This window comes from Pseudomonas sp. LRF_L74 (genome assembly GCF_965644255.1).
Lineage (GTDB): Bacteria > Pseudomonadota > Gammaproteobacteria > Pseudomonadales > Pseudomonadaceae > Aquipseudomonas.
On sequence record NZ_CBFFRH010000011.1, the window covers coordinates 38158 to 50397 of the forward strand.

10 protein-coding genes are annotated in these 12240 nt (G+C 64.2%); 9 read left to right on the forward strand and 1 reads right to left on the reverse strand.

What is annotated here, in order from left to right:
- Window positions 1–7 precede the first annotated feature (7 nt).
- Complete coding sequence (locus ACSZPK_RS23050; RefSeq protein ID WP_437883916.1) at window positions 8–913, reverse strand: LysR family transcriptional regulator; 906 nt, start codon at window positions 911–913, stop codon at window positions 8–10.
- Between the two features lie 561 nt (window positions 914–1474).
- Between ACSZPK_RS23050 and ACSZPK_RS23055 the strand changes: the two genes are divergently transcribed.
- From ACSZPK_RS23055 to ACSZPK_RS23095, 9 genes are all read left to right on the forward strand, one after another.
- Complete coding sequence (locus ACSZPK_RS23055) at window positions 1475–2497, forward strand: SMP-30/gluconolactonase/LRE family protein (RefSeq protein WP_437883917.1); 1023 nt, start codon at window positions 1475–1477, stop codon at window positions 2495–2497.
- 54 nt (window positions 2498–2551) lie between these two features.
- Window positions 2552–4228, forward strand: a complete 1677-nt coding sequence (locus ACSZPK_RS23060; protein ID WP_437883918.1) for a DUF1302 domain-containing protein — start codon at window positions 2552–2554, stop codon at window positions 4226–4228.
- 18 nt (window positions 4229–4246) lie between these two features.
- Complete coding sequence (locus ACSZPK_RS23065) at window positions 4247–5617, forward strand: DUF1329 domain-containing protein (protein WP_437883919.1); 1371 nt, start codon at window positions 4247–4249, stop codon at window positions 5615–5617.
- A gap of 78 nt (window positions 5618–5695) precedes the next feature.
- Window positions 5696–7555: a phytoene desaturase family protein gene (locus ACSZPK_RS23070; protein WP_437883920.1), complete on the forward strand. Its 1860-nt coding sequence runs from the start codon at window positions 5696–5698 to the stop codon at window positions 7553–7555.
- A gap of 14 nt (window positions 7556–7569) precedes the next feature.
- Complete coding sequence (locus ACSZPK_RS23075) at window positions 7570–8502, forward strand: VOC family protein (RefSeq protein ID WP_437883921.1); 933 nt, start codon at window positions 7570–7572, stop codon at window positions 8500–8502.
- Between the two features lie 11 nt (window positions 8503–8513).
- Entirely contained in the window at window positions 8514–8900 is a 387-nt protein-coding gene (locus ACSZPK_RS23080; protein WP_437883922.1) for a Rieske (2Fe-2S) protein, read from the forward strand.
- Window positions 8901–8922: 22 nt separating this feature from the next.
- A complete protein-coding gene (locus ACSZPK_RS23085) occupies window positions 8923–10086 on the forward strand; it encodes an alpha/beta hydrolase family protein (RefSeq protein WP_437883923.1) in 1164 nt (387 codons plus the stop codon).
- 34 nt (window positions 10087–10120) lie between these two features.
- Window positions 10121–11254 (forward strand): FAD-dependent oxidoreductase, encoded by a 1134-nt coding sequence (locus ACSZPK_RS23090; RefSeq protein ID WP_437883924.1) that lies wholly within the window; start codon window positions 10121–10123, stop codon window positions 11252–11254.
- Between the two features lie 235 nt (window positions 11255–11489).
- Complete coding sequence (locus tag ACSZPK_RS23095) at window positions 11490–12233, forward strand: SDR family NAD(P)-dependent oxidoreductase (RefSeq protein WP_437883925.1); 744 nt, start codon at window positions 11490–11492, stop codon at window positions 12231–12233.
- The last annotated feature ends 7 nt before the right edge of the window (window positions 12234–12240 follow it).

Sequence of the window (12240 nt, forward strand, 5' to 3'; positions counted from 1 at the left end):
CGCCACCCTAGATCGAGTTGGCCGTTTCCACGATCAGGCTGCGCAACCAGGTCAGCCCAGGGTCGTGCTCCTGGTATTTGTTCCACTGCATGCCGATGGTCAGGCGTGGCGCGCTCCAGGGTAATGGCAGGAGCTTGAGCGGCAGGTAGGTGACCCAGCGCTCGGCCAGGCGCCGGTGCATGGTCGCCAGGCGTTCGGTGCCGATCAGGTAGGACGGCACGCTGTTGAAGGTATTGGTGATGACATCGAAGCGCCGCTCGACATCGAACTTGTGCAGGAACCATTCATCCACCGTGGGTACCCGGCGTTCGCCCCAGCGTACCAGTACGTGTTTCATCTGCTTGTAGCGCTCGAAGCTGAAACTCTGTTCATCCAGTGCATTGTTACGACACATCACACAGACGAATTCGTCCTGGAACAGGGCGATGGAGGGATGGTCGGTGGTGATCTGCAGGTCGGGCAGCAACAGCAGGTCGATCTCGCCACGCTCGATCTGTTCGGCGGGAGCGTTGTGCGGCGGGAACATTTCTATCGAGCAGAGCGGTGCGGCCTGATTGAGGCGTCGACTGACTTCGGGCATCAACACCGTGCCCACGTAATCCGAGACGATCAGGCTGAATTTGCGACTGGAGTCGGCGGGTTTGAACAGGGCGCGGTTTTCCAGGGTCGAGCGCATCTGGATCAGCAACTCGCGGATCGGCAAGGCCAGGCCATCGCCCACTGGCGTGCGCACCATCTTGCGGCCGATCTGGGTCAACAGGTCATCCTGGAAATATTCGCGCAAGCGGGAGAGGGCGGCGCTGGTGGCCGGTTGGCTCAGGTGCAGGCGCTCTCCGGCGCGGGTGATGTTCTGCTCGGTCAGCAGCACGTCGAGCACGACGAGCAGATTCAGATCAAGGCCGTAGAAGCGCATGAACGTTGGCTCTCCGACTTTTCGGCAGGCTCGTCGAGCGAGTGCCTGAAGCCTTTATTGTTGTTGTGGCCCACAGCGTACGACGATGGGAGCGTCTTTTTACAATCCATCGCAGTTATGGGTTGTATGTCAATTAAAAATTTCCCGAATGCCTCGGCGCTGCGTAGATTCATCTCAACCCCGGCATCCAGTGCGAACTCCGGGGGCGCGTCATGGACGCGAACACAACAAGAACGAGAATCGGAGATGACCATGCACTGCCAGCCCCAGGTGTATCCAGGCTTGACCTTTCCTCGCTTGCCCGACTGCCAGCAGTCGCGGGCGACTCCTCGTTCATTCAGTTGTGTGGCTCAGGCTTCACTGCCGACAGCAGCGCCTGACGCTTCCGCTTTGCGCTCGCTGCAGGCACGGCGGTAGAGGCGCAAGCGCGAATCCCCTCACTGATACCCGATAACGCACAGACGTATCCATCCGTCTGGCTGGCGATTCAAGGTCGACTCGAAAGGTCGGCACAGACCGCTGTTGCCGGTCGCCAGGTACGAACAATGGAGGAAAGGCAGCATGGGCAAAGAAAATCCCCTCAAGGGCTGGCAGGTCGATCGCGCCAGCATCGGCTTCGTCGGCGCAGACCTGCAACGCCCCGAATGCATCATTGCCCAGCCCGACGGCACCCTGTGGAGCGCCGATGCCCGTGGTGGCGTGATGCGTATCGGCAGCGATGGCAGCCAACGGCTGTTGGCACCGCAGCAGTCGGTGGGCGAGGACATTTCCTTCGAACAGCGCTACGTGCAGTCGCAGGGCGTGTCGTTGCCCAATGGCCTGGCGCTGACCGCCGAAGGCGATTTCATCATCTGCAACTGGGGCATGGACCGCATCGAGCGCCTGGATCGCCAGGGCCGCCTTCACGTGTTGCATGACAACCTCGATGGCAAGCCGCTGGGCAAGACCAACTTCCCGCTGCTCGATTCGAAAGGTCGCATCTGGTTCACCGTCACCACGACCATGCAGCCCTGGACCGATTCGATCAATTCCGGCGTGCTCGATGGCTATATCGGCGTGATCGACGAGCAGGGCTTGCGCATCGTTGCCGAGGGCTTCGGCGGGACTAACGAGATTCGCTTCGACGATAACGAAGAATGGCTCTACGTGGTTGAGAGCAATGCCCGGCGCATTTCTCGTTTGCGCTTGCAGGCGGATGGTTCGCTGACGGATCGGGAAGTCTACGGCCCGAGCCAGCTGGAAGGCTTTCCTGACGGCTTCGCCTTCGACAGCTTCGGCAACCTCTGGGTGACCCTGGTGATGAGCGACAAATTGATCGCAATCACCCCCGAGGGCGAGGTGTTGACCCTGCTCGACGATGGCAACCCGCAGGCCACTGCGACTCTCAACCAGCACTACGCCGCCAAGACCCTGACCCCGGAAATCATGGCGGCGGCGCGCGGCTCGCTGGCACCGTGGATGGCCAGCCTGACCTTCGGCGGGCCTGATCTGCAGACCGTCTACCTCGGCAGCCTGCAAGGCAATCGCATCCCCTGGTTCCGCTCGCCGGTGGCGGGGCAGCGGCTGATCCACTGGCACTCGTAACCCGCAGGCGGCACTGACCGCTGGCATTGTCACAACAACAATAAGGAAAAGACGATGAAAACGACGCTCCATGCACATGCTTCACCGCGCAGACTCCCGGGCGTGCGCCAGCAGGCGCTGGCCGTCGCGGTCGCGGCCGTGATCGGCAGCCCCGCCAGCCAGGCCTTCATGGTCGAGACCGAGAACCCTGACCTGCGCATTCTCTGGGACACCACGGCCAAGTACTCGGCCGCCTTCCGGGTCGAGGGCCAGGACTCCAGGCTGACGCGCGAGCCCCAGGCCAATTGGCCGAATACCGACGACGGCAACCGCAATTTCGACAAGGGGCTGATCTCCAATCGCCTCGACGTGCTCACCGAGTTCGACCTCTCCTACAAGCAGCGCTACGGCTTCCGGGTCAGTGCCGCCGGCTGGTACGACACCGAGTATCACGGCAGCAACGACAACGATTCGGCCGCCACGGCCAACGTCCAGTCCGTCGATCACGACCACTTCGCCGCAGATACCCGCAAGCTGCACGGCGGTGACGCGGAAATACTCGATGCCTTCGTCTTCGGCCGCTTCGACCTCGGTTCGATGCCGCTGACCGCGCGCCTGGGCAAGCACACCATGCTCTGGGGCGAGAGCCTGTTCTACGGCGCCAACGGCATCGCCAACGCCCAGGCACCGATCGATGCGGTCAAGGCCCAGTCGGTACCCAATACCCAGTTCAAGGAGCTGATGCGGCCGGTCAACCAGATCTCCGGGCAACTGCAACTGACGCCTGACATCGCCATCGGTGCCTATTACCAGTTGGAATGGGAGAAGACCCTGCTGCCAGGCTCGGGCAGTTATTTCTCCGGGATCGACTTCATGAGCGAGGGGGCCGAACGCATGCTGCTGGCCAGCGACGGCAGCACGTATTTCCAGCGCATGAAGGACGTCGACGCCAAGGATTCGGGGCAGGGCGGTGTGCAACTGCGTTTCCGCATCGGCGAGGTGGACTACGGCCTGTACGCGGTGCGCTACCACGACAAGACGCCGCAGATAAACCTGCTGCCCGGAATCAATGCCGGCCTGGCCGCTGATGGCTACCGGGCCGGCGGCTATCGCTGGATCTACCCGGAGAACATCCGCTCCTTCGGCTTCAGCGCGTCGCGGACCTTCGGCATCGTCAACCTGGCGGGTGAGGTGTCGGTGCGGCGCAATACGCCCCTGGCCAGTGATGCCCAGGTGGATGCCACCGGCACCGCCGATGGTGCCGGCAACGCGCTCTATGCGGTGGGTAATTCGCTGCATGCGCAGGTCAACTGGATGGCCAGCCTGGGTCCGAGCTTCATTTCCCGCGAGGCGGACTTCCTCGGCGAGATCGCCTGGAACCGGCGTACCAGCATCACCAAGAACGCCAGCGCGCTGAACCCCAACGCCACCCGCGATGCCAGCAACATCCGCCTGGTCTACGAGCCCAAGTACCGCCAGGTCTATCCCGGCGTCGACCTGTCGGTGCCGGTCGGCATTGGCTACGGCCTGCAGGGCAACTCCTCGGTGGTCGGTGCGTTCGCCGGCGAGCACGTTGGCGACCTGAACATCGGGGTCAACGCCACCTACCTGGATGTCTGGCGCTTCGGGGTTTCCTACACCCACTACTTCGGCCCCGTCGACAACGCCATCGATGCCAACGGCCACGGCTCCTACAAACAAAACCTGGCCGACCGCGATTACGTCGCGGTGACCCTGCGCCGCACTTTCTGATTCGCCTGGAGAACAGACATGACTGTCACCCTTCTGCCCCTGCGTGGCGCCATCATCGGTGCGCTGCTGACCTGCGGTTCCCTGGCCATGGCTGCTGTAGCGCCGGACCAGGCCGCACGCCTGAAAAGCGAGCTGACCCCGTTCGGTGCCGAGAAAGCCGGCAATGCCGACGGCAGCATCCCGGCCTGGGACGGCGGCTACACCCAACCGATCCCCGGCTTCGTCAACGGCGGTCGCCGGCCTGATCCGTTCGCCGCGGAAAAACCGCAGTTGAGCATTACCGCGAACAACGTCGGGCAATATGCCGACAAGCTCTCCGAAGGCCTCAAGGCGATGCTAAAGAAGTACCCGGAGAGCTTCCGCGTGGATGTCTACCCGACTCACCGTACCGCCGCCGCCCCGCAGTGGGTGTACGACAATACCTTCACTAACGCGACCAGCGCCCGGATCGATGCCGGCAAGCTCGAGGGCGCCTATGGCGGTATCCCGTTCCCGCTGCCGCAGAGCGGCGAGGAAATCATGTGGAACCACCTGTTGCGCTGGCGCAGCACCGCCTGGCACGTGGACGTGCGCGGCGTGCAATCGACCGCCAACGGCAGCCATGTGCCGAGCGTGCTGTCCTCGGTGGATTTCCAGATGCCTTACTACTTCAAGGACGGCTCGCTGGATAAGCTGAAAAGCACCTACAAGAACAACTTCTGGATGATCCGCATGCTCAACTACGGGCCTGCGATTCGTGCCGGCGAGGCGATCACCGGCCATGAGAACCTCGACCCGGACAACTCCCAGACCTGGGTCTACTTCACCGGCCAGCGCCGTGTGCGCAAGCTGCCCAATGCCTGCTGCGACACGCCGACGCCGGCCAGCGCGGGCATCTCGATGTTCGACCAGACCGATGTGTTCAACGGACGCATGGACCGCTTCCAGTGGAAGATCATCGGCAAGCAGGAGATGTACATCCCGTACAACAACAACCGCCTGTTGCAGCGGCCGTCCAAGGAGGTGCTGCTGGACCATCACATCAACCCGGATGACATGCGTTTCGAGCTGCATCGGGTGTGGGTGGTCGAGGCCACCGTCGCCCCCGGCAAGCGCCACCTGGCCTCCAAGCGTCGCTACTACGTCGACGAAGACACCTGGATCGCCGTGCTCGCCGACCACTGGGATGCCAACGGCCAGCTGTGGCAGGTCGGTTTCTCCAACCCCATCGTGATGCCCGATATCCCGGCCACCGCTTCGCCGCAGAACTTCGGTTTCTACGACCTGCTGTCCGGCGCCTGGTACTTCGACGGCATGCTCAACGACTCCAAGGAGCAGTACAAGATCATGCCGGCCTATTCCGATACCACCTTCACCCCGGAGGCGATGGCGGGCGAGGGGATTCGTTGAGGCGCTGAGCGCTGGCACCTGCGTGACGGGAGCGGCTTGTCCCCCTGGCCGCTCTTTCTCGAGTTTAAGGAGTTGAAGATGAGCAATACCCCCTACGACATCGTCGCCATGGGTGCCGGCCACAACGGCCTGGTCGCGGCGGCCTATTTGGCCAAGGCCGGCAAGAAGGTGCTGGTGCTGGAGCGCAAGAGCTATCCCGGCGGCGGCGTGACGACTCGGCAACTGAACACCCCCGGTTACTGGCACGACGAACATTCCAGCGTGCACATCATGATCCAGGGCAACCCGATGCTGCGCCAGGACGAGCTGGGGCTGCTCAGCCAGCACGGTCTCAACTACCACTACTCGCCTGTGCCCCACGCGACGATCTTCCCGGACCAGTCGGTGCTCTACACCTACAAGGACCTGGACAAGACCTGCGAATGCTTCGCCAAGGTTTCGCCGCGCGATGCCGAGACCTATCGCAACTTCGCCCTGATGAGCCAGAAGGTCCTGCAGATGTTCATGCCGGGCCTGTATGCGCCGCCGCCGCCGCTGGGCGAACTGGTGGCGATGCTCGACCGCAGCGAAGAAGGCCGGCTGATGCTCGACTACATGAGCCGCGACTGCCTGGACCTGGTCAACCAGCTCTACGAAAACGACAAGATCAAGATCCACCTGCTGCGCCTGGTCAGCGAAAACCTGCAGTGCCCGAACGAACTGGGCACTGGCATGGGCGTGCTGCTGATGCCGGGCATCATCCACACCTACGGCGTATCGCAGCCGGTCGGCGGCAGCGGCAAGCTGACCGAGTCGCTGGTGCGCTGCATCGAGTCCCATGGCGGCGAGGTGCGCTGCAATGCCGAGGTGGCCAGGATCGTCACCAGCGGCGGCCACGCCACCGGCGTGCGCATGAGCGATGGCGAGGTCATCCACGCCCGCGACGCGGTGATCGGGGCGATCCATCCCCACGTGGTGCGCAAGTTCATCGAGGATGTGCCCGAGCCGGTGCTGGCGCGGGCCGAGCGCGCCGTGCTGGCGCCGTTCTCGATCATGGTCAGCCACTACGACCTGAAGGAAAACTGCAAATACCACGCAGGCGAGGAGGTGGGGTACGCCACCATGCTCGAATTCATGGCCACCGACTCGCTCGACGAGATGCTGGCCGACTTCGATGAGCTCAAGCGCGGCCGCATCAGCGAGCGCCGCCTGTGCGCCGGCGGCGACGAAAGCATCGGCGACAAGACCCGCGTGCCGGCCGGCGCCGGCATGTTCCACGGCATCACCTTTGCCCCCTACAAGGTCACCGACCCGCGCTGGAAGGACCGGCACTGGGACGACTTCAAGGAAGAGATCGGTGACCTGTCGCTGGCCCACTACCGCCAGTTCGTCAGCAACCTGACCAGCGACAACATCATCGCCCGCAGCATCGTCAGCCCGCTCGACCTGGAGCGCTCCAGCCCCAACAGCATGGTGCGCGGCGACCTGCATGGCGTCGCGCCGTACTTCTACCAGAGCGCCGGGCACCGGCCGACGCCGGACCTCGGCCAGTTCACCGTGCCAGGCGTGGAGCGACTGTTCCTCGCCGGGCCGTTCCAGCATCCGGGCGGTGGCGTATACGGCGCCGGCCGCGCCACCGCGATCAAGATGTTCGAGTACCTGGGCATGGACTTCGGCGCGGTTGCCGGCGGCGTTCGCCAGGACCTGCCGCCGCCAGTGAAAAGTGCGGCCGTGGCCAGCGCCGGCATGGTCCTGCGCGGGCCGGCGGATGAAGAGCTGATGCAGGTCGACTCGATCAAGCGTGTCGGCGAAGAGCTGGTGATCAAGGGCAAGAGCTTCGGAACCATGCCCATGGAGGCCCGCCTCGACGCAGCCGCGACCCGCGCCGGCCTGAAGATGCTCAGCGTCAAGGACATGGCCTTCCTCGCCACCTTGCCGTTCCGCAAATCGAAGCACTGACACAAGGAGTTGCCATGAACATCGTAGGTCTCGAATACCTGGTCTTCGGCGTCGAAGACCTCGCGGGCGCCCACCAATACCTGGTCGACTACGGGCTCGATGTCGAGCGTTACGAGCCTGCCCAGGGCGGCGTCTACGCGGCGCTCGACGGCACTGGGCTGATCGTCCGGCGCAGCGATGCGCCAGGTCTGCCACCCTTGCCGCCAGGCGCCGTTTCGCCCTGTCTGCGGGAAACGGTGTATGGCGTCGCCGATGCCGGCACACTGGCGGCGATCCATGACCACCTGGCCCAGGAGCGCGCGGTGAGCGTGGATGCCGACGGCACCTTGCATTGTATCGACGACGGCGGTTTCGGCGTGGCCTTCATGATCACCCGCCGACGCCCGTACCAGGCGCGCTACCTCGGCTTCAACGTCCCTGGCCAGCCGCCAGGCCGGGCGCCGAACGATGCGGCGGCCAACCCGAACGAAGTGATCAAGCCGCGCTCGCTGTCCCACGTGGTGTATTTCGTCCCGGACGTGGCCAAGGCCGAAGCCTTCTATCGGCGCCTCGGCTTCGTCGTTACCGACCGCTTCAATCACCTAGGGCCGTTCATGCGACCGGCCGGAACGCTCGATCACCACACGCTGTTCATGATCGAGAGCCAGAACGAGCACATGGTTGGCTGCAACCACTTCACCTTCCACCTCGGCTCGGCGAGCGAAGTGCTGCAACAGGGTTGGCGCTTCGTGCAGAAGGGCTACCGCAGCTTCTGGGGGCCGGGCCGGCACATCATGGGCAGCAACTTCTTCTGGTACTTCAACAGCCCGTTCGGCGCGGTGATGGAAATGGATGCCGACATGGACCTGCACGATGACCAGTGGGTCGCCCGCGAGATGGACCCCGGTTCCGATAACTCGCAGATCTTCCTGTTCGACGCCATCGACAAATGGGCGCCGGGTGAGTGAGGCACGCGGCGATGGCGGACGAGCAGTTGCTGTGCCGGCTGGACGACATTCCCGACGGCGGCGCCCGTGGCCTGTTGCGCCAGGGGCGCGATGACCGGGTGTTCGTGGTGCGCCAGGGGCGCGAGGTGTTCATCTGGCTCAACGATTGCCCGCACAACCACCGCCCCCTGGATTACCGCCAGGACCAGTTTCTCTCGGGGGACGGCCAGCACATCGTCTGTTTCGCCCACTCGGCCCACTTCGACATCCGCGATGGCCAGTGCTTCGCCGGGCCGTGCCTCGGCCAGCGCCTGACCCGCGTGGCGGCCAGGGTCGATGACGACGGCGGGGTGTGGATCGCCCGGCAACTGCCAGGCAGCGGGGCCTGTAGATCACCGGTTGCGTCGAGACCTTCCTGACTTCAAGCAAAAGGACCGAATCATGTTCCAGTATTTTCCAACCAACTACGTCTGGAGCCTCTCGACGATGATTGCCCTGACCCATGGCGGCAATATCGGCGAGGTGGACGCCATGTGCGCGCCGCTGCTGGAGGCCGCCCGCGCTGGCGACGATCCCGGCACCCAGGCGTTCTACGAGGCCTGGAAGGGCGGTGGCGACAAGCTGATCGACTTGGCCGACGACGATCTTGCCCGTGGCCGCAAGCGCTCCGCCGGCGACAAGCTGGGCCGCGCCGGCCTGTACTACTGCATTGCCGAGCGCATGCAGGCCCATGGCTACGAGCATCGGCTGGCGCTGTACAAGCGCTCGCTGGAACTGTTCGAGCAGGGCCGCTTGTTGAGCCGGGAGAATTGCCGGCGCGTGGAAATTCCCTATGGCGACGCGCACATCAGCGCGCTCTATGTGCCGGCTCAAGGCCTGGCTGACGGTCAGCGCGCGCCCATGGTGGTGATCATCAATGGCTTGGATAGCACCAAGGAGATGTTGCAGAAAAGCGTGATGGGTACGCAGTTCGCCCAGCGCGGCCTGTCCGCCCTGTTCATCGACCAGCCGGGCACCGGCGAGGCGCTGCGCCTGCACGGCATGCCGGCGGTCTACAACACCGAGGTGTGGGCGGCCAGGGTGGTCGACTGGCTGGAACAGCAGCCGCACGTGGACGCCAAGCGCATCGCTGCCCTGGGCGTATCGCTGGGTGGCTACTACTGCCCGCGTGCGGTGGCCTTCGAGCCGCGTTTCGCCTGTGGCGCGGTGTGGGGCGCCAACCATGACTGGCGCGAAGTGCAGCAGGCGCGTCTCAAGCGCGAGGGCGAGAACCCGGTGCCGCATTACTGGAAGCACGTGCAATGGGTGTTCGGCGCTCGCGACATGGACGACTTCTTCAGCAAGGCGGAAAAGATGCACCTCAACGGCGTGCTGGAGAATATCCGCGTGCCGTTCCTGGTCACCCATGGCGAGGGCGACCGGCAGATCCCGCTGCGCTACGCCCAGCAGACCTTCGAGCAGTTGAGCAACAGCCCGGACAAGCAACTGCTGATCTTCACCGCCCGCGAAGGCGGCGTCGAACACAGTTCCCTGGACAACCCCGTCAATGCCGGTGCGCTGATCGCCGACTGGTTGGCAGAAAAGCTCGGCGGCACCACCGAATGAACAGCGCAACCCGGTTTATCGCAGGAGAACGATCATGGCATTGATCAACAACGCGCTGATCATCGGCGGTGGCATTGGCGGCATGTGCGCCGCCATCCAATTGAGCAAGCAAGGCATCGCCGTCGACCTGGTGGAGATCAATCCACAGTGGGCGCCCGATGGCGCGGGCATCACCATCAGCGGGCCGACCCTGCGCGGCTTGCGTCAGATCGGCATCGTCGAGCAGGTGCTGGAGGAGGGCGGCACCTGGCGTGCGATCGATATCTGCGACGCCAATGGCAACCTTACGCGCACCGTCGCGGTGCCGCCGACCATCGGTGCCGAGGACCTGCCGGCAGCCGCTGGGGTATTGCGCCCGGTGCTGGCGAAGATCCTCGCCAACGCCACCGAGCGGGCTGGGGCACGCATACGCCTGGGCCTCAGTTTCCAGGGCATGAGCCAGGACGAGCAGGGCGTGGACGTGACCTTCAGCGATGGCAGCCATGGACGCTACGACCTGGTGATCGGTGCCGATGGCGTCAACTCGACGGTGCGCAAGCTGGTCCTGCCGGAACACCCCGGACCCGTGTTCACCGGCCAGGGCTCGTGGCGCGCGGTGGTGCCGCGCCGGCGCGAGAACTCCACGGTGTACATGGGCAAGACCACCAAGGCGGGGATGAACCCGATCAGCGCCGACGAATGCTACCTGTTCGTCCTCGACCGCCGCGAGGGCATGGATTTCATCCCGCCCGAGCAATGGCCGGGCAAGCTGGCCGAGCTGCTGGAGGAATTCGGCGGCCAGGTCGGGGAAATCCGCCAGGGCCTGCTCGATGGCTCGTTGCCCAATCCCCGGCTGCTCTACCGGCCATTGGCCGGGCACATGATCAAGGGGCCCTGGCACAAGGGCCGCATCGTGTTGCTTGGCGACACGGTGCATGCCACCACGCCACACCTGGCATCCGGTGCCGGTATCGCCGTCGAGGGTGCCATCGTCCTGGCCGAGGAACTGCAGCGCCGCCATTCCCTCGAAGGCGCGCTGCTGGCCTATGCGGGGCGTCACTACGACCGCGCCAGCCTGGTGGTACGTGCTTCGGGCCGGCTGGGCGAGATCGAGCAGTCCGGTGGATCGCTGGAAGAACATACCCGGATCATGGTCGATGCCCAGGCGGCGTTGCGCGCACCCATTTAAGGTCGATGGACAACTTCAGGCTTCAAGGCAAAGCCCAGCACCTCGCTGGGCTTTGGCTTTTTTCTGCGGCCGAAGCTGAAGGTGTGTCGCCGCTGCTCAACCAATCCGTTCCATGGATACCTCGGATTCCAACAAACGATTTCCCGAATGATTTTCCCGGCGATAAGGTCATGCCATCGAACACGGCAATGGCAACGACCTTCGCCGCATAACAAGAACAAACAGGAGATTCGACGTGCGCAATAGTCATCAGGATCGCGTTGCGGTCATCACCGGCGCGGCCGGTGCCCTTGGCCAGCACTTTGCACGCCGCCTGGCAGAGCAGGGTTGCCACCTGGCGCTGGCCGACCTGGAGCCGCCCGAGCAGACCGCTGCGATGGTCCGCGAGTTGGGGCGTGAAGCGTACGCCGAGGCCTTCGACCTCGCCGATGCCCAGGCTGTGCAGCGTTTCGTCGCCAACGTGCTGGAGCGCTTCGGCCATTGCGACATCCTGGTCAACAACGCGGCCTACATGCCCCTGGTGCCGTTCGCCGAACTGACTCTCGAAACCTTCCGCCGTTTCCAGGCGGTCAACGTCGAGGCCTCGCTGCTGCTGGCCCAGGGATTCGCCCCGCAGATGGCCCGTCGCGGTTATGGCCGTATCGTGCAGATCGCTTCCAGCACGGTCGGCAATCCGATGCCGAACTTCACCGCCTACATCACCACCAAGATGGCTGGCATCGGCCTGGTCCGCGCCCTGGCTGCGGAGCTTGGGCCGCAGGGCATCACGGTCAATGCCATCGCTCCAGGGCTGACCCGTACCGCCGCTTCCGAGAAGAACCTGCCGCCGGCGTTGTTCGAGGCGGTGTGCCAGCAGCAACTGATCAAGCGCAACGGCGTACCGGAAGACCTCTGCGGCCTGCTGGCATTCATCACCAGCGCGGATGCCGGTTTCATCACCGGGCAGGTCCTGAATGCCGACGGTGGCACGGTCTTCTAGCTGTCTG